We start from the raw sequence: 24,245 nt of genomic DNA on the forward strand, positions 1-24,245 counted from the left end.
AACGCTTTTCGGCGCAGCAGCGACGCGAACTACCCGGCGTGGCGCGACAGGTCGCGGGCGTCGAGCCACGTGTGGATGCGCTTGGCGACGTCGGCCCATCCCGGTTCGAGCATCATGTTGTGGCCCATCGGGAAGAACTCCGGCTCGGTCCGGTAGGCGCGCGCCGTGGCGCGCACCGCGCCGACGCTGACGAAGCCGTCGTGCACGGCGCCGAGCACCAGCATCGGGGTGGTGACGCGCTGGGTTTTGACCCGGCGGAACATCGGGTCGGTCATCGCGGCGCGGATGCTCTCGGGTCCGGCGCGGTCCCAGCAGGATTGGACGATGTGCTCGGGCGTGTCCGCGCAGAACAGGTACGCGCGGGCCAGTCCCGACGTGCGGAGGAACTTGACCAGCGTGGGGTCGTTGAACGAGTGCACGGTCATCCACGGCCGCCGGCGCCAGACGCGCAGCGCCGCCCCGAGCACGCCCGACGGCGGCAGGGAGCCGACCAGCACCGCGGCCGGCGCCGTCCGGTCTTCCAGGTAGCGCTGGATCGTGTAGCCGCCCAGGGAATGGCCGATCAGCACCGGCGCGCCGCCCAGGTCGTCGGCCACCGAACGGACGTCGTCGATGTAGTCCTCGATGGAGACCTTTGGCAGTGGCTTGTCGGTGGGGCTGGTGCCGTGCCCGCGCAGGCTCATCGCGACCGCGCGATAGCCCGCGTCGGCGAAGAAGTCCAGGAAACCGTCGTCCCAGCACCACGCGCCGTGCCAGCCGCCGTGCACGAAGAGCAGCGGCACCGGGTGCGCGTCGGTGCAGGACCCCTTGTCGATCACCTCGAGCATGAGCCGACTTTTCTTTGCCCGCGTCGCGGCGTCAAGCCCCCGCGGCCCCACGAGCGTGCGGCCAGCCGCACCCTCGGCGCCGAACGTGCGGCTGGCCGCACGCTCGGCATTCACGACACAACCACTAGGCTGGCGGGGTGTTTGAATCGCTGTCCGACCGATTGACCGGTGCCCTGCAGGGGCTGCGGGGCAAGGGTCGTCTGACCGACGCCGACATCGAGGCAACCACCCGGGAGATCCGGCTGGCGCTGCTGGAAGCGGACGTGTCGCTGCCCGTGGTGCGGGCGTTCGTCGGCCGGATCAAGGAGCGCGCCAAGGGCGCCGAGGTCTCCGGCGCGCTGAACCCGGCGCAGCAGGTCGTCAAGATCGTCAACGAGGAACTGATCGGCATCCTGGGCGGCGAGACCCGCCAGCTGGCGTTCGCGAAGACGCCGCCGACGGTGATCATGCTCGCCGGTCTGCAGGGTTCCGGTAAGACCACGCTGGCCGGCAAGCTGGCCGCCTGGCTGCGCGGCCAGGGGCACACGCCGCTGCTGGTGGCCTGCGACCTGCAGCGCCCGGCCGCGGTGAACCAGCTGCAGGTCACCGGCGAGCGCGCCGGGGTGCCGGTGTTCGCGCCGCATCCCGGAGATTCGCCGGAGTCCGGGCCCGGTGACCCGGTCGCCGTCGCGGCGGCGGGGCTCGCGGAGGCCCGCGCCAAGCACTTCGACGTGGTCATCGTCGACACCGCGGGGCGCCTCGGCATCGACGACGAGCTGATGGCGCAGGCCGCGGCCATCCGGGACGCCGTCGACCCCGACGAGGTGCTGTTCGTCCTGGACGCGATGGTCGGCCAGGACGCCGTCGCCACCGCCGAGGCGTTCGGCGCGGGCGTCGGCTTCACCGGGGTGGTGCTGACCAAGCTCGACGGCGACGCCCGCGGCGGCGCCGCGCTGTCGGTCCGCGAGGTCACCGGCGTCCCAATCCTTTTCGCCTCCAGCGGCGAGAAGCTCGAGGACTTCGACATCTTCCACCCGGACCGGATGGCCAGCCGCATCCTCGGCATGGGCGACGTGCTGACCCTGATCGAGCAGGCCGAGCAGGTCTTCGACGCGCAGCGCGCCGAGGAGGCCGCCGCCAAGATCGGCACCGGCGAGCTGACGCTGGAGGACTTCCTCGAACAGATGCTGGCCATCCGCAAGATGGGCCCGATCGGCAACCTGTTGGGCATGCTGCCCGGCGCCGGCCAGATGAAGGACGCGCTGGCCGAGGTCGACGACAAGCAACTCGACCGGCTGCAGGCGATCATCCGGGGGATGACGCCGCAGGAGCGCGCCGACCCGAAGATCATCAACGCGTCGCGGCGGCTGCGCATCGCCAACGGCTCGGGGGTGACGGTGTCGGAGGTCAACCAGCTGGTCGACCGCTTCTTCGAGGCCCGCAAGATGATGTCGTCCATGCTCGGCGGCATGGGCATCCCCGGCCTGGGCCGCAAGTCCTCGACCCGGAAGGCCAAGGGCGCGAAGGGGAAGAAGGGCAAGAAGGGCGGACGGGGCCCGACGCCGCCCAAGGCCCGCAACCCGCTCATGCAGGGCATGCCCGCCGGCTTTCCCGACCTGTCGCAGATGCCCAAGGGCCTCGACGAGCTGCCACCCGGCCTGGCCGACTTCGACCTGTCCAAGCTCAAGTTCCCTGGCAACCCGGGCAAGAACTAGCCCGGCCGTGCGGATGCGCCTGCGGGGTCTTCAGCTGCCCGGCGAGACCGAGATCCAGCTGTGGGTCGTCGACGGCCGCATCAGCACCGAACCGGTCGCGGGAGCCGACACCGTGTTCGACGGCGGCTGGATCGTGCCCGGTCTGGTGGACGCGCACTGTCACGTCGGGCTCGGTGACGACGGCGAGATCCCGCTCGAGGAGGCCATCGGCCAGGCCGAGACCGAACGCGACGCCGGCGCGTTGCTGTTGCGGGACGCCGGCTCACCGACCGATACCCGCGGCCTCGACGACCGCGACGACCTGCCCCGCATCATCCGCGCCGGCAAGCACCTGGCCAGGCCCAAGCGCTACTCGCGGGGCTTCGCCGACGAACTCGAAGACGAATCCCAGCTGCCGGACGCGGTGGCCCGGGAGGCCAGGCGTGGCGACGGCTGGGTCAAGCTGGTCGGCGACTGGATCGACCGCGGCGTCGGCGACCTCGCCCCGTTGTGGTCCGACGACGTGCTCAAGGCCGCGATCGACGCCGCGCACGCCCACGGCGCGCGGGTCACCGCGCACGTCTTCAGCGAGGACGCGCTGCCCGGCCTGATCAACGCCGGCATCGACTGCATCGAACACGGCACCGGTCTCACCGACGAGACCATCGCCCTGATGCTCGAACAGGGGACCGCGCTCGTCCCCACGCTGATCAACACCCTCGAGAACTTCCCGGGCATCGCGGATTCCGCGGCCCGCTACCCGGCCTACGCCGCGCACATGCGCGACCTGCACGCCCGGTGCCGCGGACGGATCGCCGCGGCGCGCGAGGCCGGCGTGCCGGTGTACGCCGGCACCGATGCCGGCAGCATGATCGCGCACGGGCGGATCGCCGACGAGGTCGAGGCCCTCAAGAGCGTCGGGATGAGCCCCACCGAGGCGTTGGGCGCGGCGTGCTGGGACGCCCGTCGCTGGCTGGGCCGCCCCGGACTCGAACACGGGGCGTCGGCCGACCTGTTGTGTTACTCCGAGGACCCGAGACAAGGCCCCGGCGTGCTGAACCGGCCGGACCTGGTGATATTGCGCGGCAAGGCCTTTCGGCCACGTGGCTAGGCGCGCGCGGCACCGCGATCGTGGTTAGGATCGCGGGATGGCGTTGGCCAGCGGCGCGACCTTCGCCGGTTACCAGGTCGCGCGGAGGCTGGGTTCTGGAGCGACTGGTGCGGTCTATCTCGTCCAGGACCCCCGTTCGTCGCGCTGGCAGGCGTTGAAGGTGCTGGCGCCGCCGTTGTCGACGGACGGTGAGTTTCGCCGGCGATTTTGGGCGGAGAACCCGATCGCGACGAACCTCTATCACCCGAACATCGTCGAGGTCCGCGACCGTGGCGAGTTCGACGACGAGTTGTACGTCGCGATGGAGTACGTCGAGGGCATCAACGCCGCGCGGCTCATCGCCGATCGATTCCCGGCCGTCTCGCCCGCGGGCGAGGTGTGCTCCATCGTGACCGCCGTCGCCGGCGCCCTGGACTACGCGCACGAGCGCGGGCTGTTGCACCGCGACGTCAAGCCCGCCAACGTCTTGCTGACGGGCCGCGGGGAGGCTGAGCAACGGACCCTGTTGACCGACTTCGGCATAGCCGGCCGCCTCGGCACGGCCGGCTATGGCGCGCCCGAACTGGCGGACGCCGGCGCCGACGGGCGTGCCGACCAGTACGCGCTGGCGGCCACCGCGTTCCACCTGCTGGCCGGGGCGCCGCCCCCATCCGGCACCGCGCCGCCCCGGCTCAGCGATCAGCGCCCCGAACTCGCGCGGCTGGACGGCGTGTTCACCCGGGCGCTCGCCACGAGCGCCGCCGACCGGTTCGAGACCTGCCTCGAGTTCGCCGAGGCGTTGAACGAACAGGCCGGCGTCCGCAGCCGTGATCGCAGCCCGGACGCCGTCCTCGTGGCCGAGTACCCGGCCTACTCCCGCCCCGTCCCGCCCGCGGCGGCGCCGTTGCCTGACCGCCCCGACGACTTTGCCGGGGAATCCTCCGAGGCGCCCGCACCCGCCGCTGGCGCGCCCGCGGTGTCCGCACCGAAGCGCAACCGCCGCCGCAGGCTCGTCCTGGGCGCCGCGGCGGTCGTGCTCGTCGCGGCGCTGCTCGCGGTTAGCTTCGTCGCCGGGCGCAAGACCAGCGCGACCGTCGCCCCGGCGGCCCGCACGACGACGAGCGCCCCGACGACGAGCGCCCCGACCACGAGCGCGCCGGTCCTGCTCGACGGCACGTACCGCCTCAAGGTGCTGCGCACCCGGCAGACGTTCAACGCCACCCCCGACCCCCAACCACCCGACGTGACCACGTGGTGGGCCTTCCGTTCGTCGTGCTCGCCCGCCTCTTGCACGGCCGTCGGAATGCCGCTGGACGACGGCGACCACACGCACGCGAAGTCGCCGGGCGGGGAGCCGACCGTGTTGGAATTCCGCGACGGCCGTTGGCTGTCGCGCCCGGAACATTCGACATTCCCGTGCGTCGGGCCGAACGGCGCCGAACGGACGCAGGCGACGACGCAGCTGCTCGCGCTGCGGCCGCGCCCGCAGGGCGGGTTCGCCGGCGGGATGACCGTCATCGTGCGCAGCAACGAGTGCGACCAGCAGGGCGCCGTGCTTCGGGCACCCGTGCAGGCGACCCGCAGCGGCGACGTGCCGCCCGGTGTGACGGTGCCCGACCCCCCTCGCTGACTTGACCAGGCACTTTTCTCGCTACCAGACACGCCTGCAGAAAAGATTGCGAGTACTTGCTATCTATGTTACGGTTCGTGGCAACCCGACCAGCTTGGAGGCAACGGTGACCTACGACGTGATCATTCGCGACGCACTGTGGTTCGACGGCACGGGCCGCGCGCCGCAGACTCGCACGCTCGGCATCCGCGACGGCGTGGTGGCCACCGTGTCCCGCACGCCCCTGGACGAGACCGGTTGCCCCGAGGTGATCGACGCCGCGGGCAAGTGGGTCGTGCCGGGCTTCATCGACGTGCACACCCACTACGACGCCGAGGTGCTGCTGGACCCCGGGCTGCGGGAGTCGGTGCGACACGGCGTCACGACCGTGCTGCTGGGCAACTGCTCGCTGTCGACGGTGTACGCCGATTCCGAGGACGCCGCCGACCTGTTCAGCCGGGTCGAGGCCGTGCCCCGCGAATACGTCTACGGCGCTTTGGATTCCAACAAGACGTGGTCGACGGCCGCGGACTACGTCCGGGCGCTCGACGCGCTGCCGTTGGGTCCGAATGTCGGCTCGCTGCTTGGTCATTCGGACCTGCGGACCGCCGTGCTGGGGCTGGATCGCGCCACCGACGACACCGTTCGGCCCACCGACGCCGAGCTGGACAAGATGGCGGCTCTGCTGGAGGAGGCCCTCGACGCGGGCATGCTCGGCATGTCCGGCATGGACGCGGCCATCGACAAGCTCGATGGCGACCGCTTCCGGTCGCGCGCCCTGCCGTCGACGTTCGCGACCTGGCGGGAGCGCCGCCGGCTGATCAAGGTGTTGCGCAAGCGCGGCCGGATGCTGCAGAGCGCACCCGACGTCGAGAACCCGACGTCCGCCCTGATGTTCTTCCTGACCAGCAGCCGGATCTTCGGGCGCGGCAAGGGAGTTCGGATGAGCATGCTGGTGTCTGCGGACGCGAAGTCCATGCCGCTCGCGGTGCACACCTTCGGGCTCGGCACCCGGCTGCTGAACAAGTTCCTGGGCTCGAGTGTGCGGTTCCAGCACCTACCGGTCCCGTTCGAGCTGTACTCCGACGGCATCGACCTGCCGGTCTTCGAGGAGTTCGGCGCCGGGACGGCCGCCCTGCACCTGCGCGACCAGCTGGAGCGCAACGAGCTGCTGGCCGACCAGGAATACCGCCGCAAGTTCCGGCGCGAGTTCGACCGGATCAAGCTCGGCCCGTCGCTGTGGCACCGCGACTTCCACGACGCGGTGATCGTCGAGTGCCCCGATAAGTCGTTGGTCGGTAAGAGCTTTGGCGCTATCGCCGACGAGCGCGGGTTGCACCCGCTCGACGCGTTCCTCGACGTGCTCGTCGAAAACGGTGAGCGCAACGTCCGGTGGACGACCGTCGTGGCCAACCACCGGCCCAAGCAGCTCAACAAGCTCGCCGCCGATCCCAGCATCCACATGGGCTTCTCCGACGCGGGGGCGCACCTGCGCAACATGGCGTTCTACAACTTTCCGCTCAAGATGCTCAAGCGCACCCGCGACGCCCACCGCGCCGGCGCGCCGTTCATGTCCACCGAACACGCGGTGCACCGGCTGACCGGCGAACTGGCGGAGTGGTTCGGCATCGACGCCGGCACGCTGCGTGAGGGTGATCGCGCGGACTTCGTCGTGATCGACCCCGCCGGCCTCAACGAATCGGTGGACGGCTACCACGAGGAAGAGGTGCCGTTCTACGGCGGCCTGCGGCGCATGGTCAATCGCAACGACGACGCCGTCGTCGCGACCGGCGTTGGTGGCGCCGTCGTCTTCGGAAAGGGCGAATTCCGGGAGGGTTACGGCCACACCAAGTCGGGCCGCTACCTGCGCGCGGGCCGGCGCAGCCGGGGCCGCAGCGCGGAGAAGGTCGGGGCCTGAGGTGGCCAGGACCCAGCAGGAGCGCCGGGAGGAGACCGTCGGGCGGCTCCTCGAGGCCTGTATCGACACCATCATCGAGGTCGGCTACGCGCGGGCGTCGGCCGCGGTGATCACCAAGCGCGCGGGGGTCTCCGTCGGCGCCCTGTTCCGCCACTTCGAGACCATGGGCGATTTCATGGCGGCCACCGCATCCGAGGTGTTGCGCCGTCAGCTGGAGTCGTTCACCAAGCGCGTCGCCGAAATTCCGTCCGACCGGCCGGCGCTCGAAGCCGCGCTGGCGATATTGCGGGACATCACCAGCGCCCCGACCAACGCGGTGGTCTACGAACTGCTGATCGCCGCGCGCACCGACGAAAAGCTCAGGGACACTTTGCAACACGAGCTCGGGCAGTACTCGGCGAAGATCGTCGATGCCGCGCGGGCGCTGCCGGGCGCCGAGGGCTTCCCCGAGGAGACGTTCCCGGTCGTCGTCGCGCTGATGACGAACGTGTTCGATGGGGCCGCCGTGGTGGAGGGGGTGCTGCCGCAGCCGGCGATCGCGGAGCGGCGGATACCCGTGCTGACCGCGCTGCTGAACGCGGTTACAGCGAGCCCACCCCCGTCTCGGGGTTGAGCGCGAAACCCCAGTCGAACAGGCTGCCGGCCTGATCCCAATACGTGGGTCCGCCCTGTTTCACCAGCCCGTACATCATCGCGATCACGAGCCGGCGCCCACCGCGGGCGGCGGCGCCGACGAAGGTCTTGCGCGCGGCGTCGGTGAAGCCCGTCTTGCCGCCGATGGCGCCGGGATAGCGCGCTAAGAGCTCGTCCTGGTTGGTGATCGATTCGTTCCCGTGGTCGCCGGGGAACATCGCCGACGGCTCGGCGGTGATCTGCGCGAACACCGGGTTGGCCATGGCGGCCCGGAAGATGACGGCCAGGTCATGCGCCGTCGACGCCCCGGAGCCGGCGGGTCCGTCCAGCCCGGACGGGGTCGCGGCAAAGGTGCTCGTCGCCCCCAGGGACGCGGCCTTGGCGTTCATCTTGGCCACCGTGGCGTCGGGGCCGCCCAGCAGGTGAGCCAGGGTGTTGGCCGCGTCGTTGCCGGAAACCAGCAGCAGCCCGTCCAGCAATTGACGCGCGGTGTAGGTGCGGCCGGGCTTGATGCCGACGCAGTTGCACTCGACCTGGGTGTCGGCGACGTCGGCGACGACGGTGGAGTCCAGGCTCACCTGGTCCAGCGCCACCAGCGCCAACAGCACCTTGATGGTGCTCGCGGGCGGGTGGGCGACGTTCGCGTCGCGGGCGGCCAGCACCTGACCGTTGTCCAGGTCGGCCACGATCCAGGTCTGCGCGGGGCCGTCCGGTATGGGCACCGAGCCGACCGGTTGCGTGCTGTCGGCCGCGGCCGTGTTGGCGCCGAAGGCGGCCGCGACCGTCAGCAGCACCGCGGCTGCGGCCATGAGCTTCCGCATGGCCGCAGAGTTTAACTTCCGGGCTTGTTACCGGCCTAGTGCCACGGCATGTCGCGCCAGGAGTAGTTCGCGCCGTCGCCGATGTCGTGCACTCCGTAGTAGTCCCAGTAGTAGTCGTGGCAGATGTTGCCGTCCCACGGGACGGGCCGGCCCGCCGGGAGGACGTCGCCGGGGCACCAGTGCTGGCAGGATTTCCCGGCCGGGCACGGCGCGGCCTGGGCGGAGGGTGCGGCCAGCCCCGCGCCGCCGAACATCAACAGCGCCGTTGCTAATCCCGCGATTGCTGCTCTCATACCCAGGGGATTATTCCCTTCGGCCGCCACTGGTGTCCTGCGAAAACGGGAAAATCGCGGCGCTTGTCTCATGTCGGGCTCCTTCGTTGCTGACGGTCCTGCGGCAAGTGGACAACGCCCGCGTCGCTACCGATCCCAACCCGCGGTGTTCAATCGATGCATGTTGAGCCTGGCCGAAATATCCGACCGCCTAGAGATCCAGCAGCTGCTGGTGGACTACTCCACCGCCATCGACAACCGCCGCTTCGACGACCTGGACAAGGTCTTCACGCCCGACGCCTACATCGACTACACCGCCCTCGGCGGCATCGAGGGTCACTATCCGGAGGTCAAGAAATGGCTGTCGGAGGTGTTGCCGAACTTCCCGGTGTACGCGCACATGCTCGGCAATTTTTCGGTGACCATCGACGGGGATAAGGCCTCATCACGGGTGATCTGCTTCAACCCGATGGTGCTGGGCGGCGACAAGGACCAGATCCTGTTCTGCGGCCTGTGGTACGACGACGAGTTCGTCCGCACCCCCGAGGGCTGGCGGATGACGCGGCGCGTGGAGACCAAGACCTTCCAGAAGGTGATGTAGGCGAATTTCCGGCTGATCGCCCCGTTCTGGCACAATGGGCGGCTGTCCGCCGCGCAACTACGGCTGCTCGGGGGTCACACACGCGAGGCAAAACCGGACCCCGGCATCCCGCCCGGATCGCTGAATTGCAGCGTGACACACACAGGAGAAGTCGCTTAACCATGGCTGTGAAGATCAAGCTGACCCGGCTTGGCAAGATCCGCAATCCGCAATACCGCATCGCCGTCGCCGACGCTCGGACCCGCCGCGACGGCCGCTCGATCGAGGTCATCGGCCGGTACCATCCCAAAGAAGACCCGAGCCTGATCGAGATCAACTCCGAGCGCGCCCAGTACTGGCTTTCGGTGGGCGCCCAGCCGACCGAGCCGGTCCTCAAGCTGTTGAAGATCACCGGCGACTGGCAGAAGTTCAAGGGGCTGCCCGGCGCCGAGGGCAGCCTGCAGACCGCGGCGCCCAAGCCGTCCAAGCTGGAGCTGTTCAACGCCGCGCTGGCCGAGGCCGACGGCGCGCCCACCACCGAGGCGGCCAAGCCGAAGAAGAAGGCCCCGGCCAAGAAGGCCGCCAAGGCGGCCGAGGCGCCCGAGGCCGCCGAAGCCGCCGCCGAGCCGGCCGCCGAGGCCGCGCCGGCCGAGAGCGGTGAGCAGACCGAGCAGTCCGAGCCGGCCCAGGAAGGCTGACCGAGGTGAGCACCGTCGTCGTTGACGCTGTCGAGCACCTGGTCCGCGGGATCGTCGACAATCCCGACGATGTCCGGGTGGACATGGTCACCAGTCGGCGTGGGCGCACCGTGGAGGTGCACGTCCATCCCGACGACCTGGGCAAGGTGATCGGTCGCGGCGGACGCACCGCGACCGCGTTGCGCACGCTGGTCGCCGGCATCGGTGGCCGCGGCATTCGCGTCGACGTGGTGGACACCGACCAGTAGCGGAGCGCCCCTTGGAGTTAACGGTCGGGCGCGTGGTCAAGGCGCACGGCATCGGCGGCGAGGTGGTCGTGGAAATCCGCACCGACGATCCCGCGGCGCGATTCGCTCCGGGTAATGCGTTGCGCGCCAAGAACTCCCGTAGCGGCGAGGAGTGCACCGTCGTCGTCGACCAAGTCCGCGAGCATGGCGGCCGGCTGCTGGTGCGATTGGCCGGGGTGAACGACCGCGACGCCGCCGACGCGCTGCGGGGCAGCCTGTTCGTCGTGGACTCCGACGAGCTGCCGCCGATCGACGAGCCGGACACCTACTACGACCACCAGCTCGAAGGCCTTGCTGTCCGGACGACGGCGGGGCTCGACGTCGGAGTGGTCGCCGAGGTGCTGCACACCGCGGCCGGCGAGCTGCTGGCGGTGCGGCGCGATTCCGGTGAGGTGCTGGTGCCGTTCGTCAGCGCGATCGTCACGTCGGTGTCGTTGGACGACGGGCTGATCGAGATCGATCCGCCCGAGGGGCTGTTGGAACTGGCATGAGGATCGACGTCGTCACAATCTTCCCCGCCTATCTGGATCCCCTGCGAGAGTCATTGCCGGGCAGGGCGATTGCGTCGGGCCTGGTCGATCTGCAGGTGCACGACCTGCGCCGGTGGACCTACGACGTGCACCACTCGGTCGACGATGCACCCTACGGCGGCGGACCCGGGATGGTGATGAAGGCCCCGGTCTGGGGCGAGGCACTGGACGAGACCTGTTCGGGTGAAACGCTTTTGGTGGTTCCCACGCCGGCCGGCAAGTTGTTCACGCAGGCGACCGCCCAGCGCTGGAGCGCCGAAAAACACCTGGTGTTCGCGTGCGGCCGCTACGAGGGCATCGACCAACGGGTCATCGAGGACGCCGCCCGACGGATGCGGGTCGAGGAGGTCTCGATCGGGGACTACGTGCTGCCCGGCGGGGAGTCGGCGACCGTGGTGATGATCGAAGCCGTGCTACGGCTGCTCGCCGGGGTGCTTGGCAACCCCGCGTCACTGCAGGACGATTCGCACGCGCCCGCCCTGGACCGGCTGCTGGAGGGCCCCAGCTACACCCGCCCACCGAGCTGGCGTGGCCTCGACGTGCCCGAGGTGCTGCTGTCCGGTGATCATGCGCGCATCGCGGCCTGGCGCCGCGAGGTTTCGCTTCAGCGCACCCGCGAGCGCCGCCCCGACCTGGTGACCGGACAGGGCCCGGCGAACACTGCAGAGAGCTAGATCCGGCCGTTGGGAAATATCGTCTTGACGGCCTGGGTGATCGTCTGGCGCGCGGTGGCGTCGTCGGACGGCTGCAACGATTGCACCACCATCACGTAGCGGTGGTCGGCGCCGATCACACCGGTCGACAGGTGCACCCAGTCGGCGCCGATGCAGCACATCCAGCCCTGCTTGACCGCCACCGGCTCGGCGAACAGGCCGTCGGGGATCCCGAACCGCTGCGGGTAGCCGTCGAGGCCGGTCGGCGTGGACCGGGCCAGATCGTTGACGATGATCGCGGCCCGCTCGGTCGGCAGGCCGCCCGACCCGTCGAGCAGCGCGTCGTAGTAGTGGATCAGGTCGGTCAGCGAGCTCATGGTGTTCCACCAGCGCCCGTCGCTGGGCGGAGTGGTGGAGGACAGCCCGTACCGGCTCGCGACCTGGGTGATTATGTTGTCGCCGCCGCCCTGACCCCAGAACTTCTCGGCCGCGCCGTCGTCGGACGACTGCAACATGACGTCCAGGGCCTGGCGGTCGGCGGGGGAAAGGGTGGTGCGGCCCTGGGACTCGGCCAGCAGCAGATCGTCGGCGATGAAGAGCTTGGCCACCGATGCGGTGCCGACGATCTGGGTGTTGCCGTTGGCGACCAGCTCATGCGTCTTGCGGTCCAGGACGGCGACCGACAGCGTGGCCCCGGCGCCGGCCGCCTCGTCGATGGCCTGCCGGATGCGCGCCGGCAGGCCGTTGAGCACCGTGCCGGACGGCGCCTGCGGTGGCCCGTGCATCGGCAGGGTGTCCAGCAGCAGCTGAACCGTCTCCGGCTGCGTCTGGGACAGCCGAACGGGCTCGGTGCGTTCGGGGTGGCCGGACGGCTTCGATTGGCTTTGCGGCTCCACCAACGCCTCGTCGCACCCGGCCAGCACCAGCGTCACCGCCGCCACGGCGGCGAGCACGGCGAGCGGGCGGGTGCGCATGTGTCGGTCTCCTTGGTTTGCGCGAACGTTAAACGCGCACGTGGCGGGGCCGTTTTGACCCGAATTATGTGTACCACTCACCAGCTCGTTCGGGGCGGTTCAAACCGCGACGTTTACATGTGATTTTCAATGCACGCGGGCCGTCTGGCACAATTGTTCAGTTGTCTCGAACCCGTCAGCGGGCCGGGCCGTTTCCCGGCGGCTGCGAGATACGCACTAAAAGCCCGAAAACCATCGGCTTGATGACCGCCCACGCGCCCGCGTATGGGCAGCCGTCGCAGGCCGCGACCGCAAGGAAGAGTGTTCCTACGATGAACCGGCTGGACTTCGTCGACCAGACGTCGCTGCGCGACGACATCCCGGCCTTTAGCCCGGGCGACACCATCAATGTGCACGTCAAGGTCATCGAGGGCGCCAAGGAGCGTATCCAGGTGTTCAAGGGCGTGGTGATCCGCCGACAGGGCGGAGGCATCCGCGAGACGTTCACCGTGCGCAAGGAGAGTTACGGCGTCGGCGTCGAGCGGACCTTCCCGGTGCATTCGCCGAACATCGACCACATCGAGGTGGTGACCCGTGGCGACGTCCGCCGCGCCAAGCTGTACTACCTGCGTGAACTCCGCGGCAAGAAGGCCAAGATCAAGGAAAAGCGCTGACCGGGCGCGGTTTATCGGCCCACAAACCACGCTGGCTACGCTGATCTCGTGACCGATACCCCGGACTCACCCGAGCGCCAGCCCGACGCTGGTCAGCCAGAGCCGAAGGTCTCCACCGCCGACCCCGGCGCTCCCTCCGAAGCCTCGCCCGAGGCGGCCGAGCCGGAGCCCAAGAAGAAGTCCACGCTGCGCGAGCTCGCACTTCTCGGGGTGATCGCCGTGCTCCTCTACTACGTCATGCTGACGTTCGTCGCCCGCCCCTACCTGATTCCGTCGGAATCCATGGAGCCCACGCTGCACGGCTGCACCGGCTGCGTCGGCGACCGGATCATGGTCGACAAGCTGAGTTACCGGTTCGGTCAGCCGCACCCCGGCGACGTGATCGTCTTCAAGGGCCCGCCGTCGTGGAACGCCGGCTACAAGTCGATCCGGTCGAACAACACCGCGCTGCGCTGGGTGCAGAACGCGCTGTCGTTCATCGGTTTCGTGCCCCCCGACGAGAACGACCTGGTCAAGCGGGTCATCGCGGTGGGAGGGCAGACGGTGGCTTGCCGGGCCGAGACGGGGTTGACCGTCGACGGCAAGCCGCTCAAAGAGCCGTATCTGGATCCGAACACGATGATGGCCGACCCGTCGAAGTACCCCTGCCTGGGCAGCGAGTTCGGGCCCGTCGCCGTTCCGGCGGGGCGGCTGTGGGTGATGGGGGACAACCGGACTCACTCGGCCGATTCCCGGGCCCATTGCACCAGCGTCCCGATCGAAGCCCTCAAGGGCATCCTGTGCACCGGTGACCCCAATTCGGGAACCGTCCCGGTCGCCAACGTCATCGGCAAGGCCCAGTTCATCGTGTGGCCGCCGTCGAGGTGGGGCGGCGTCAGGTCGGTGAACCCCCAGCAGAGTCAGTAGCCATGGCCACCACGTGGCCGCCGCGGACCGTCATCCGCAAATCGTCCGGGTTGCGCACCCTGGAGTCGGCCCTATATCGCAGCGGCCTGGGTCCGGTGGCCGGGGTGGACGAGGTGGGCCGCGGCGCCTGCGCCGGCCCGCTGGTGGTGGCGGCCTGCGTGCTCGGCCCGAGCCGACTGGAAAGCCTTGCGGCCCTTGATGACTCGAAGAAGCTCACCGAAAAGATGCGGGAGAAGCTGTTCCCCTTGATCCGCCGTTATGCCCTGGCGTACCACGTCGTCTTCATCTCGTCGGAGGAGGTCGACCGGCGCGGGGTGCACGTCGCCAACATCGAGGGCATGCGGCGCGCGGTGGCCGGGCTCGCGGTCCGCCCCGGTTACGTGCTCAGCGACGGGTTTCGCGTGCCCGGCCTGCCGATGCCGTCGCTGCCGGTGATCGGCGGGGACGCCGTCGCCGCGTGCATCGCCGCGGCCAGCGTGCTGGCCAAAGTCAGCCGCGACCGGCTGATGGTCGCGATGGACGCCGATCACCCCGGCTACGGCTTCGCCGACCACAAGGGCTACAGCACCCCGGCGCATTCGACGGCGCTGACCGAGCTCGGCCCCTGCGCTCAGCACCGCTATTCGTTCATCAACGTCCGGCGCGTGGCGACCGGATCCGGTGCGCGCGTGGTCGCGGAGTGCAAACCGGACCCTCCGGCCGAGCCTGGCGAAGACCGGTGAGGAAAGATGGGACCAGGTTCCCACGTCATGCAGAAGGACGTCTGAGCAGATGAGTGCAGAAGATCTCGAAAAGTACGAAACCGAGATGGAGCTCTCGCTGTACCGCGAATACAAGGACATCGTCGGCCAGTTCAGCTACGTCGTGGAAACCGAGCGGCGCTTCTACCTGGCCAACAGCGTGGAGATGACGCCCCGCAACGCCGACGGCGAGGTGTACTTCGAGCTGCGGCTGTCCGACGCCTGGGTGTGGGACATGTACCGGCCGGCCCGCTTCGTCAAGCAGGTGCGCGTGGTCACCTTCAAGGACGTCAACATCGAAGAGGTCGAGAAGCCCGAGTTGCGGCTGCCGGAGTAGCGGCCGGCATCGCTATCCGCTGGGCGGAACCTGATCGTCGCCGCCGGCCGGCAGCTGGCCACGATTGTCGATGACGGCGCGCGCCACGTCGGCCAGCTTGATGTTCAGCGCCTGGGAGTGCCGGCGCAGCAGGTCGAATGCCTGGTCTTCGGTGATGTCGTGCAGCAGCATCAACATGCCGACCGCCTTGCCGGTCTCCCGGTTGCTCATCAGCCCCCGGCGCAGGCTTGCGGCGTCTTCCCCCTTGGCGACCGCGTTGATGGCCACGCTGGCGAACGACGCCAGCACCGCCGCCCGGCCGGCGGATTCGGCGTCGAACAGGCTGGGGGTGTCGCTGAACAGGTTCAGCGCGGCCCCCTTGCGCTTGTCGACCAGGAGCCGAAAGCCCATGGCGCCGCGCACCGGCGTCTCCTCGACCAGCACCTTGGCGAGCCTGGGCCACAGCGACGGCGAGGTCAGGTCCGTGTCGATCTGGGGAGTCTCCTCCTCGATCGCGTCGATGCACGGCCCGTCGCCGGAACGCCGTTCCATCTCGTCGATTTGCTGCGCGATCTGGTCGCTTGCGCCGACCGTGACATAGCGGTCGCCTTCGCGCACCAGCAGGCTGGCGTGGTCACAGCCGCGCACGGTCAGGGTCGCGGCGATGCAGATGGCGGCGTACATCTGTTTGACGTCCGAGCCCTGGTAGATGATCTCCGCGAGGGCGGCGAAGACCGTCGCCGGGTCGGCCTTCTCCCCGCCCGTTGTTGAACGCGAGTCTTCTACCACGCTTTGCCTCATTCCCGCGGTGTCGGTGTCGAAACCACGCTAGATTGCCCATCCCTGAGCGTATCGACCCAGGGCGTTAGTCATCTCGGGTTTCAGACCTGTGGGGGAGGGAAGGACCTCTGGCATGGGGCTGACTGTGGCGGTGACCGGGCCAACCGGGGAGATCGGTGTCTCGGCGGTGACGGCGCTCGAGCGCGAGCCCGCGGTGGAGACGATTATCGGGATGGCGCGCCGGCCGTTCGACCCGGCGTCGTGTGGCTGGGTGAAAACCAGCTACCAGCAGGGCGACATCACCGACCGGGAGGCCGTCGACGCCCTGGTCGCCGAGGCTGACGTGGTGGTCCACCTGGCGTTCATCATCATGGGCTCGCGCGACGAGAGCCAACGCATCAACCTGGAAGGCACCCGAAACGTGTTCGAGGCGACCGTCGCCGCGCAGCGGCCGCGGCGCCTGGTGTACACGTCGTCGGTGGCGGCCTACGGCTACCACTCCGACAATCCCGTCCCGCTGACCGAGGACGTGCCGGCGCGGGGGACCGCCGAGCACTACTACTCGGCGCAGAAGGCCGCGTGCGAGGCGCTGCTCGCCGACATCACCAAGGCCTCGTCGCTCGAGGTGTTCGTCCTGCGGCCGTGCATCGTCGCCGGGCCCCGGGCGACGGCGTTGGCCGACGCGATGCCCTGGAACCAGCTGCCCGCACCGGTGCGCGCCGTCACCAAGGTGGCGCCGGTGCTGAAGCCCGTCGTCCCGGATCCGGGGATCCCGTTGCAGCTCGTCCACCACGACGACGTCGCCGAGGCGATCGCCCTGGCGGCGACGGCTCCCGCCCCGCCGGGGGCCTACAACATCGCCGGTGACGGGGTGGTGACGGTGTCGGAGGTGGCCAAGGCGCTCGGTGGCCGGCCGGTGCGGGTGCCCGCGATCGCCGCCTCGGCGGCCTCGGCGGCGATTTCCAAGGTGCCGTTCGTCCCGTCCATGCTGGAATGGCTGCACTCCGCGCGGACGTCGGTGGTGATGGACACCACCAAGGCGCGGACCCAGCTGGGGTGGCGGCCGGTCCACTCCGTGGAGGAGACCCTGGCGGCGCTGGCCGAGGTAGTTTGAGTGCGTGGGCCAGGTAACGGCGCGCCGGCGCGCGCGGCATCTCACCGCCGGCCGTGCCGTCACCCGGCCCGAGACCCTGGCCGTCGAGGAGCCGCTGGAGATCCGCGTCAACGGCGCGCCGGTCACGGTGACCATGCGCACGCCCGGCTCCGATTTCGAACTGGCGCAAGGCTTTCTGCTCACCGAGGGGGTCATCGGCGGGCGCGACGACGTGCACACCATCCGCTACTGCGGCGCGGGCGTTGAGCCGAACACCTACAACGTCCTGGACGTCACCTTGGCGCCCGGTGTCGCGCCACCGGACCTCGACGTCACCCGCAACTTCTACACCACGTCGTCGTGCGGGGTCTGCGGCAAGGCGTCGCTGGACGCGGTGCGGCTGATCGGGCGCTTCTCGCCCGGCGCGGATCCGGCGACCGTCTCCGCGGTCACGCTCCAGGCGATGCCGGGCCAATTGCGTTCCGCACAAAAGGTTTTCGACAGCACCGGCGGGCTGCACGCCGCGGCGCTGTTCGGGGTCGACGGCGCGCCGCTGGTGGTGCGCGAGGACATCGGCCGGCACAACGCGGTCGACAAGGTCGTCGGCTGGGCGCTGGAACACGGGCGCGTTCCGCTGCAGGGGTGCGTGCTGCTGGTCAGCGGGCGGGCGTCGTTCGAGTTGACGCAAAAGGCCGTGCTGGCGGGCATTCCCGTGCTGGCCGCGGTGTCGGCGCCGTCGTCGCTGGCGGTGTCGCTGGCCGAGGAGTCCGGCGTCACGCTGGTCGCGTTCCTGCGGGAGGACTCGATGAACGTCTACACCCGGGCCGACCGGATCCGGTAGGGCCATGTCGCGGTTCAAGACGGAAATGGCGACCTGCCCCGCCTGCCGGCGCGAGGCCGAGGCCACGGTCGAGTACACCTACGACAGCGACGGCAACGTCACCAGCCGGCGGGTGCGCGACGTGCACTGCCGGTCCGCCGACTGCCCGGGCAACGACGTGCCGCCGCACTGGAGCTAGCTTCCCGTTCGCGGCTGTGGATGGACGCCTGACTGGGGATAACTCGCCGCCGCACCGAGCTCCAGGCCGCCGCCGGGACCGCGCGTGTCGGCGCCGCCGGGCACCTTGGCCCCATGACGACCGAAGAGAGCATGACCCGGCTGCAGCTGGGCGCGATGGGCGAGGCGCTCGCGGTGGATCACCTGACGCGGATGGGGTTGCGGATCCTGGCCCGCAACTGGCGCTGCCGCTACGGCGAGCTGGACGTGATCGCGGCCGACGATGCCACCCGCACCGCGGTTTTCGTGGAGGTGAAGACCCGCACGGGGGACGGTTACGGCGGGCTGGCGTACGCGGTGACCCCACGCAAGGCGTGGCGGCTGCGCCGGCTGGCCGGGCTTTGGCTGGCCGGCCAGGACGAGCGCTGGGCGGCGCTGCGCATCGACATGATCGGCGTGCGGGTCGGGCGCCGCCGCACCCCGGAGATCAGCCACCTGCGGGGAATCGGCTGATGGCGCTGGGGCGGGCGTTCTCGGTCGCGGTGCGCGGATTGGACGGCGCGACGGTGGAAATCGAGGCATTCATCACCAGCGGCCTGCCGGGCGTGCACCTGGTCGGGCTGCCCGACGCCGCCCTGCAGGAGTCGCGCGACCGGGTCCGGGCGGCCGTCACCAATTGCGGCAACGACTGGCCGCAGGCCCGGCTCACGCTCGCGTTGTCGCCGGCGACGCTGCCGAAGATGGGATCGGTATACGACATCGCCTTGGCCGCCGCCGTGCTCTCGGCGCAGCGCAAGCACCCGTGGGAGCGCCTGGAAAAGACGGTGCTGCTGGGTGAGCTGTCGCTGGACGGCCGGGTGCGCCCGGTGCGCGGGGTGCTGCCGGCCGTGCTGGCCGCCAAACGCGACGGCTGGCCCGCCGTCGTCGTCCCGTCCGACAACCTGGCCGAGGCCAGCCTGATCGACGGGATCGAGGTCTGGGGCGTGCGCACGCTGCGGCAACTGCAGCGCTGGCTCGGTGGCTCGGGCGGCCTGGACCGCCGGATCAGCGGGGGAGTGACCGAGCCGGAGCCGGCGGCCGACCTGGCCGACGTGGTCGGGCAGGCGCAGGCGCGGTTCGCGGTGGAGGTCGCGGCCGCCGGGGCGCACCACCTCATGCTGACGGGGCCCCCGGGTATCGGCAAAACGATGCTGGCGCAACGCCTTCCGGGGCTGCTGCCGCCGCTGTCGGAGGACGAGTCGCTGGAGGTCACCGCGATTCACTCGGTGGTCGGGCTGCTGTCGGCGGACACGCCGCTGATCACCCGGGCCCCGTTCGTGGCGCCGCACCACAGCTCGACCGTCGCCGCGCTCGTCGGCGGGGGATCGGGGATGGCCCGCCCGGGCGCCGTCAGCCGGGCGCACCGAGGGGTGTTGTTTTTGGACGAATGCGCCGAGATCAGCGTCAGCGCGCTGGAAGCGCTGCGAACGCCGTTGGAAGACGGGGAGATTCGCCTCGCCCGCCGCGACGGGGTGGCGTGTTACCCCGCCCGCTTCCAGCTGGTGCTGGCCGCTAACCCGTGCCCGTGCGCGCCGGCCGATCCGCGCGACTGCGTCTGCGCGGCCGCGGCCAAACGCCGCTACCTGGGCAAGCTGTCCGGGCCGCTGATGGACCGCGTCGACCTGCGGGTGCAGATGAATCCCGTGCGCGCCGGTGCGATCTCGGTCACCGACGGCGAAACGACCGCGCAGGTTCGCCGGCGGGTGGCGGCGGCGCGCGACGCGGCCGCCGAACGTTGGCGGCCACACGGATTCCGCACCAACGCCGAGGTGAGCGGGACCCTGTTGCGGCGAAAGTTTCGTCCCAGCAACGCCGCGATGGAGCCGCTGCGCAAGGCGCTGGACCGTGGGCTGCTCAGCATCCGCGGCCTGGACCGCACGCTGCGGGTCGCGTGGAGCCTGGCCGACCTGGCCGGCCGGCCGATGCCGGGCCTCGAGGAAGTCGCGGCCGCGCTCAGCTTCCGCCAACCGGGGGCGCAGCGATGACCGATCACGTGTCGCTGGCGTGGGCTTACCTGTCCCGGGTGGCCGAACCGCCCTGCGCGCCGCTCGCCGAACTGGTGCGACGCGTCGGCCCGGTCGAGGCCGCCGAACGGGTCCGGCGCGGATCGGTCGACGCCGAGCTGGCACGCCACACCGAGGCCAGGCGCGAAATAGACCGCGCCGCGGCGGATCTCGTGCTTCTCGACGACCGCGGCGGCCGGCTGATCACACCCGACTGCGACGAGTGGCCGCTGCTAGCGTTCGCCGCCTTCGGCAATGCCGAGGTCAGGGCCCGCGGTGGGCCGCCGATGGTGTTGTGGGCGATGGGTCCGGCGCGCCTCGACGAGGTGGCCCAACGCGCGGCGGCCGTGGTCGGAACCCGGGCGTCGACCGGATACGGCGAGCAGGTCGCCGACGACCTGGCCGCCGGGCTGGTCGAGCGCGACGTGGCGGTGGTCTCCGGCGGCGCCTACGGCATCGACGGCGCGGCACACCGCGCCGCGCTGAACGGCGACGGAATCACCGTGGCCGCGCTTGCCGGCGGGCTCGACATCCCTTATCCGTCAGGTCATTCCGGACTGCTGCACCGGATCGGTCAGCAGGGGCTGGTGTTCACCGAATACCCGCCGGGTGTCCGCCCGGCCCGGCACCGGTTCCTCACCCGCAACCGCCTGGTCGCCGCGGTCGCTGGGGCCGCGGTGGTGGTCGAAGCCGGCCTGCGCAGCGGCGCGGCGAACACCGCGGCCTGGGCGCGGGCGCTGGGCCGCGTGGTCGCCGCGGTGCCCGGGCCCGTGACCTCGTCGGCGTCGGCGGGCTGTCATGCGTTGTTGCGCAACGGCGCGCAACTGGTCACTCGCGCCGACGACGTCGTCGAGCTCGTCGGCCGCATCGGTGAGCTGGCGCTCGAAGAACCGCACCCCAGCACGGCGCTCGACGGGCTGGGCGACGCCGAGCGCCGGGTGTACGAGGCGCTGCCCGGTCGCGGCGCGGCCACCGTCGACGAGATCGCCGTCGCGGCGGCGCTGCCGCCCGAGCAGGTGCTCGGGCCGCTGGCGATGCTCGAGATGGCCGGTTTGGCGCGCCGCGACGACGGGCGGTGGCGAATCGTCCGCGCCGGCGCGGCCTGGGGTTCGACGGCGCGGCTCGTATAGTCGACGGGGGTCGGGTCCCGACAGGAGGATAAGTGGCAGGTCGACCTCTACAAAGCTTCGAAGTAAGCCGCACCGAGCAGCTCAACCGGCACATGGTTCGGGTCGTGCTGGGCAGCAATCACTTCGACACGTTCGCGCCCAGCAAGTTCACCGACTCGTACGTCAAGTTGGCCTTCGTCCCCGAGGACGTCGACATGGCGCGGTTGCCGCAGCCGCTGACCCTGGACAGCTTCGCCGACCTGCCCCCGGAGAAGAAGCCGTCGGTGCGGACCATGACCGTGCGCGGCGTCGACGTCGCGGCGGGCGAGCTCACGGTCGACATCGTCGTGCACGGCGAGCACGGGGTGGCGGGCGCCTGGGCGGCGTCGGCCCAACCCGGCCAGCCGATCTATCTGATGGGACCGGGCGGCGCCTACACCCCCGACCCGGCCGCCGACTGGCACCTGTTGGCCGGCGACGAGTCGGCGCTTCCGGCCATCGCGACGGCCCTGGAAGCCTTGCCCCCCAATGCCGTTGGCAAGGCGTTCATCGAGGTCGCCGGCCAGGAAGACAAGATCCCGCTGACCGCGCCGGACAACGTCGAGGTGAGCTGGGTCTACCGTGGCGGGCGCGCCGATCTGGTGCCCGAGGATCGCGCCGGCGATTTCGCGCCGCTGATCGAGGCGGTCACCACGGCCCAGTGGCTGCCCGGGCAGGTGCACGTGTTCATCCACGGCGAGGCGCAGACCGTCATGCACAACCTGCGGCCCTACATCCGCAAGGAGCGCGGCGTGGACGCGAAATGGGCGTCGTCGATCTCGGGGTACTGGCGGCGCGGCCGCACCGAGGAGACGTTCCGGCAGTGGAAGAAGGAGCTGGCCGAGGCGGAGGCGGGGGCTTAAGACGGGCATGCCGCATTTCGGGGACTACCAGAACGAGATCTACCTGCAGGGACTGGCGGGAATCGTGCCGCCGCTGCCGATGGCGTTCGCCGAGTTGGAAGCCAAGGCCGCCACCGCCCTGCCGCCGTCGGTGTGGTCCTACGTCGCGGGCGGGGCCGGCGACGAGCGGACCCAGCGCGCCAACTGCACGGCCTTCGAAGGCTGGGGCCTGATCCCGCGCATGTTCGTCGGTGCCGCGAAGCGGGACCTTTCCGTCGACCTGTTCGGCATGACGCTGCCGTCGCCGCTGTTCATGGCGCCCATCGGGGTGATCGGGCTGTGCGCCCAGGACGGCCACGGCGACCTGGCCACCGCCCGCGCGGCCGCCCGGACCGGCGTGCCGATGGTGGCCTCGACGCTGACCGTGGACCCGATGGAAGACGTCGCCGCCGCCCTCGGCGAGACGCCCGGGTTCTTCCAGCTGTACACACCGACCGACCGCGACCTGGCCGCCAGCCTGGTGCAGCGCGCCGAGGCGGCCGGCTTCAAGGGCATCGTCGTCACGCTCGACACCTGGGTCACGGGGTGGCGCCCGCGCGACCTGAGCACGTCGAACTTCCCCCAGCTGCGCGGGCACTGCCTGGCCAACTACTTCAGCGATCCGGTCTTCCGCGCGAGCCTGCAACGCCCGCCGGAGGAGGACCGCCAAGCGGCGACCCTGCGCTGGATTCAGGTCTTCGGAAACCCCCTGACCTGGGATGACCTGCCTTGGCTGCGCTCGCTGACCGACCTGCCGCTGCTCGTCAAGGGCATCTGCCACCCCGACGACGCCCGGCGCGCCCGGGACGGCGGCGTCGACGGCATCTACTGCTCCAACCACGGCGGCCGGCAGGCCAACGGCGGCCTGCCCGCGATCGGCTGCCTGCCCGGGGTGGTCGAGGCGGCCGGCGGGCTGCCCGTGCTCTTCGACTCCGGCATCCGCAGCGGCGCCGACGTCATCAAGGCCCTCGCGCTGGGAGCCACTGCGGTGGGGATCGGCCGCCCGTACGCCTACGGGCTGGCCCTCGGCGGCATCGACGGCCTCGTGCACGTGCTGCGCACGATGCTTGCCGAGGCCGACCTGATCATGGCCGTCGACGGGTATCCGACGCTCAAAGATCTCACCCCGGACACGCTTCGGCGCGTCCGCTGAGCCGAACCGGCCGCGCCTGCGACCGTAAGGGCGTGGAGGCCATCCTCGAGGAGTTCGACGAGTACCTGGCGCTGCAGTGCGGGCGCTCGGCGCACACCCGCCGCGCGTACCTGGGCGACCTGCGCTCGCTGTTGGCGTTCCTCGACGGCCGGGGTCTCGAGGCGTTGAGCCTGCCGGTGCTGCGGGCCTGGCTGGCCTCGGCCGCGGGCGCCGGCGCGGCCCGCACCACGCTGGCCCGCCGCACCTCAGCGGTCAAGGCGTTCACCGCGTGGGCGGCGCGGCGCGGCCTGCTCACGGCAGACCCGGCCGCCCGCCTGCAGGTCCCCAAGGCGCACCGCACCCTGCCCTCGGTGCTGCGCCAGGACCAGGCGCTGCAGGCCATGGCTGCCGCGAAATCCGGTGCCCAACAAGGGGACCCGCTGGCATTGCGGGACCGGCTGATCGTCGAGATGCTCTACGCCACCGGGATCCGGGTCAGCGAGCTGTGCGGCCTGGACGTCGATGACGTGCACGCCGGCGATCGGCTGGTCCGGGTCCTCGGCAAGGGAAATAAGCAGCGCACCGTGCCGTTCGGGGCGCCGGCCGCCGGCGCGCTGGACGCGTGGCTGGCCGACGGGCGCCCGGCCCTGGCGACCGCCGAGTCCGGGCCGGCGCTGCTGCTGGGCGCGCGCGGCCGGCGGCTCGACGTGCGCCAGGCGCGCACCGTCGTGCACCAGACCGTCGCGGCGGTGGACGGCGCGCCCGACATGGGGCCGCACGGGCTGCGCCACAGCGCGGCCACCCACCTGCTCGAAGGCGGGGCCGACCTGCGGGTCGTCCAGGAGCTGCTGGGCCATTCCAGCCTGGCGACCACGCAGCTCTACACCCACGTCGCGGTCTCCCGGCTGCGGGCGGTGCACGACCAGGCCCACCCGCGGGCGTGACCGGCGAGCAGACGCAGAATCGCACGATCCGCGCCCTCGGCGTGCGAT

At 70.6% G+C, this 24,245-nt stretch carries 27 protein-coding genes and 1 pseudogene; 23 read left to right on the forward strand and 5 right to left on the reverse strand.

Features of this window, described 5'->3' with window-relative positions; translation table 11 throughout:
- Nucleotides 1–29: 29 nt before the first annotated feature.
- Nucleotides 30–827: an alpha/beta hydrolase gene (locus AC5Y2S_RS05885; RefSeq protein ID WP_499954590.1), complete on the reverse strand. Its 798-nt coding sequence runs from the start codon at nt 825–827 to the stop codon at nt 30–32.
- 137 nt (nt 828–964) lie between these two features.
- Here AC5Y2S_RS05885 and ffh point away from each other — a divergent pair, with 137 nt between their 5' ends.
- From ffh to AC5Y2S_RS05910, 5 genes are all read left to right on the forward strand, one after another.
- Complete coding sequence (gene ffh / locus AC5Y2S_RS05890) at nt 965–2,521, forward strand: signal recognition particle protein (RefSeq protein ID WP_499954592.1); 1,557 nt, start codon at nt 965–967, stop codon at nt 2,519–2,521.
- A gap of 13 nt (nt 2,522–2,534) precedes the next feature.
- Nucleotides 2,535–3,611, forward strand: coding sequence for a metal-dependent hydrolase family protein (locus AC5Y2S_RS05895; protein WP_499955660.1), 1,077 nt, complete (start codon nt 2,535–2,537; stop codon nt 3,609–3,611).
- Nucleotides 3,612–3,648: 37 nt separating this feature from the next.
- Nucleotides 3,649–5,220: a serine/threonine-protein kinase gene (locus AC5Y2S_RS05900; protein WP_499954594.1), complete on the forward strand. Its 1,572-nt coding sequence runs from the start codon at nt 3,649–3,651 to the stop codon at nt 5,218–5,220.
- A gap of 94 nt (nt 5,221–5,314) precedes the next feature.
- Nucleotides 5,315–7,117 carry an N-acyl-D-amino-acid deacylase family protein gene (locus AC5Y2S_RS05905; protein WP_499954596.1) on the forward strand — a complete coding sequence of 601 codons (1,803 nt, stop codon included), beginning with the start codon at nt 5,315–5,317 and terminating at the stop codon, nt 7,115–7,117.
- 1 nt (nt 7,118) lies between these two features.
- Entirely contained in the window at nt 7,119–7,730 is a 612-nt protein-coding gene (locus AC5Y2S_RS05910) for a TetR/AcrR family transcriptional regulator (RefSeq protein WP_499901010.1), read from the forward strand.
- On the opposite strand, the gene AC5Y2S_RS05915 is transcribed toward AC5Y2S_RS05910, so the two are convergent.
- Nucleotides 7,699–8,571: a D-alanyl-D-alanine carboxypeptidase family protein gene (locus tag AC5Y2S_RS05915; RefSeq protein WP_499954598.1), complete on the reverse strand. Its 873-nt coding sequence runs from the start codon at nt 8,569–8,571 to the stop codon at nt 7,699–7,701. The genes AC5Y2S_RS05910 and AC5Y2S_RS05915 overlap by 32 nt on opposite strands.
- Nucleotides 8,572–8,606: 35 nt before the next feature.
- The gene (locus AC5Y2S_RS05920) at nt 8,607–8,864 is read right to left on the reverse strand and encodes a hypothetical protein (RefSeq protein ID WP_499901008.1); all 258 of its coding nucleotides are present in this window, start codon (nt 8,862–8,864) and stop codon (nt 8,607–8,609) included.
- 160 nt (nt 8,865–9,024) lie between these two features.
- On the opposite strand from AC5Y2S_RS05920, the gene AC5Y2S_RS05925 reads away from it, so the two are divergent.
- The 5 genes from AC5Y2S_RS05925 to trmD all read left to right on the forward strand — a co-directional run bounded on the left by AC5Y2S_RS05925 (nt 9,025) and on the right by trmD (nt 11,612).
- Nucleotides 9,025–9,444 carry a nuclear transport factor 2 family protein gene (locus tag AC5Y2S_RS05925; protein WP_499954600.1) on the forward strand — a complete coding sequence of 140 codons (420 nt, stop codon included), beginning with the start codon at nt 9,025–9,027 and terminating at the stop codon, nt 9,442–9,444.
- 161 nt (nt 9,445–9,605) lie between these two features.
- On the forward strand, nt 9,606–10,121 hold the full coding sequence (gene rpsP / locus AC5Y2S_RS05930; protein ID WP_499954602.1) for a 30S ribosomal protein S16: 516 nt from the start codon (nt 9,606–9,608) through the stop codon (nt 10,119–10,121).
- Nucleotides 10,122–10,126: 5 nt separating this feature from the next.
- On the forward strand, nt 10,127–10,369 hold the full coding sequence (locus tag AC5Y2S_RS05935; RefSeq protein WP_003878715.1) for an RNA-binding protein: 243 nt from the start codon (nt 10,127–10,129) through the stop codon (nt 10,367–10,369).
- 11 nt (nt 10,370–10,380) lie between these two features.
- Nucleotides 10,381–10,899 carry a ribosome maturation factor RimM gene (rimM, locus tag AC5Y2S_RS05940; RefSeq protein WP_499954604.1) on the forward strand — a complete coding sequence of 173 codons (519 nt, stop codon included), beginning with the start codon at nt 10,381–10,383 and terminating at the stop codon, nt 10,897–10,899.
- Nucleotides 10,896–11,612: a tRNA (guanosine(37)-N1)-methyltransferase TrmD gene (gene trmD / locus AC5Y2S_RS05945; protein WP_499954606.1), complete on the forward strand. Its 717-nt coding sequence runs from the start codon at nt 10,896–10,898 to the stop codon at nt 11,610–11,612. The genes rimM and trmD overlap by 4 nt, the downstream gene beginning before the upstream one ends.
- Here the strand turns inward: trmD and AC5Y2S_RS05950 are convergent.
- Nucleotides 11,609–12,565 (reverse strand): serine hydrolase, encoded by a 957-nt coding sequence (locus tag AC5Y2S_RS05950; protein ID WP_499954608.1) that lies wholly within the window; start codon nt 12,563–12,565, stop codon nt 11,609–11,611. The two genes, trmD and AC5Y2S_RS05950, sit on opposite strands and share 4 nt — an antisense overlap.
- Before the next feature lie 311 nt (nt 12,566–12,876).
- Between AC5Y2S_RS05950 and rplS the strand changes: the two genes are divergently transcribed.
- The 4 genes and pseudogenes from rplS (at nt 12,877) to AC5Y2S_RS05970 (ending at nt 15,201) form a co-directional block, all read left to right on the forward strand.
- Complete coding sequence (rplS, locus tag AC5Y2S_RS05955) at nt 12,877–13,218, forward strand: 50S ribosomal protein L19 (protein WP_066930268.1); 342 nt, start codon at nt 12,877–12,879, stop codon at nt 13,216–13,218.
- A 48-nt stretch (nt 13,219–13,266) separates the two neighbouring features.
- The gene (gene lepB / locus AC5Y2S_RS05960) at nt 13,267–14,124 is read left to right on the forward strand and encodes a signal peptidase I (protein ID WP_499954610.1); all 858 of its coding nucleotides are present in this window, start codon (nt 13,267–13,269) and stop codon (nt 14,122–14,124) included.
- A gap of 2 nt (nt 14,125–14,126) precedes the next feature.
- Nucleotides 14,127–14,886 (forward strand): annotated as a pseudogene (locus AC5Y2S_RS05965) (ribonuclease HII); the annotation flags it as partial.
- A 9-nt stretch (nt 14,887–14,895) separates the two neighbouring features.
- A complete protein-coding gene (locus tag AC5Y2S_RS05970; RefSeq protein ID WP_003875077.1) occupies nt 14,896–15,201 on the forward strand; it encodes a DUF2469 domain-containing protein in 306 nt (101 codons plus the stop codon).
- A 12-nt stretch (nt 15,202–15,213) separates the two neighbouring features.
- On the opposite strand, the gene AC5Y2S_RS05975 is transcribed toward AC5Y2S_RS05970, so the two are convergent.
- A complete protein-coding gene (locus AC5Y2S_RS05975; RefSeq protein WP_499954612.1) occupies nt 15,214–15,969 on the reverse strand; it encodes a GAF and ANTAR domain-containing protein in 756 nt (251 codons plus the stop codon).
- Between the two features lie 124 nt (nt 15,970–16,093).
- Here AC5Y2S_RS05975 and AC5Y2S_RS05980 point away from each other — a divergent pair, with 124 nt between their 5' ends.
- From AC5Y2S_RS05980 to AC5Y2S_RS06020, 9 genes are all read left to right on the forward strand, one after another.
- Nucleotides 16,094–17,074 (forward strand): NAD-dependent epimerase/dehydratase family protein, encoded by a 981-nt coding sequence (locus tag AC5Y2S_RS05980; protein WP_499954614.1) that lies wholly within the window; start codon nt 16,094–16,096, stop codon nt 17,072–17,074.
- Between the two features lie 4 nt (nt 17,075–17,078).
- Entirely contained in the window at nt 17,079–17,894 is an 816-nt protein-coding gene (gene fdhD, locus AC5Y2S_RS05985) for a formate dehydrogenase accessory sulfurtransferase FdhD (protein WP_499954616.1), read from the forward strand.
- A gap of 4 nt (nt 17,895–17,898) precedes the next feature.
- Complete coding sequence (locus tag AC5Y2S_RS05990) at nt 17,899–18,072, forward strand: 5'-phosphate oxidase (RefSeq protein WP_499954618.1); 174 nt, start codon at nt 17,899–17,901, stop codon at nt 18,070–18,072.
- Nucleotides 18,073–18,185: 113 nt separating this feature from the next.
- Nucleotides 18,186–18,563, forward strand: coding sequence for a YraN family protein (locus tag AC5Y2S_RS05995; RefSeq protein WP_499954620.1), 378 nt, complete (start codon nt 18,186–18,188; stop codon nt 18,561–18,563).
- Nucleotides 18,563–20,074 carry a YifB family Mg chelatase-like AAA ATPase gene (locus tag AC5Y2S_RS06000; RefSeq protein WP_499954622.1) on the forward strand — a complete coding sequence of 504 codons (1,512 nt, stop codon included), beginning with the start codon at nt 18,563–18,565 and terminating at the stop codon, nt 20,072–20,074. The genes AC5Y2S_RS05995 and AC5Y2S_RS06000 overlap by 1 nt, the downstream gene beginning before the upstream one ends.
- Nucleotides 20,071–21,222 (forward strand): DNA-processing protein DprA, encoded by a 1,152-nt coding sequence (gene dprA, locus AC5Y2S_RS06005; RefSeq protein WP_499954624.1) that lies wholly within the window; start codon nt 20,071–20,073, stop codon nt 21,220–21,222. The genes AC5Y2S_RS06000 and dprA overlap by 4 nt, the downstream gene beginning before the upstream one ends.
- Nucleotides 21,223–21,254: 32 nt before the next feature.
- Nucleotides 21,255–22,103, forward strand: a complete 849-nt coding sequence (locus tag AC5Y2S_RS06010; RefSeq protein ID WP_499954626.1) for a siderophore-interacting protein — start codon at nt 21,255–21,257, stop codon at nt 22,101–22,103.
- Nucleotides 22,104–22,110: 7 nt separating this feature from the next.
- Nucleotides 22,111–23,274 carry a lactate 2-monooxygenase gene (locus tag AC5Y2S_RS06015; protein ID WP_499954628.1) on the forward strand — a complete coding sequence of 388 codons (1,164 nt, stop codon included), beginning with the start codon at nt 22,111–22,113 and terminating at the stop codon, nt 23,272–23,274.
- A gap of 32 nt (nt 23,275–23,306) precedes the next feature.
- Entirely contained in the window at nt 23,307–24,197 is an 891-nt protein-coding gene (locus AC5Y2S_RS06020) for a tyrosine recombinase XerC (RefSeq protein ID WP_499954630.1), read from the forward strand.
- Nucleotides 24,198–24,245 lie beyond the last annotated feature (48 nt).

This window comes from Mycobacterium sp. NGS69 (assembly GCF_059812165.1).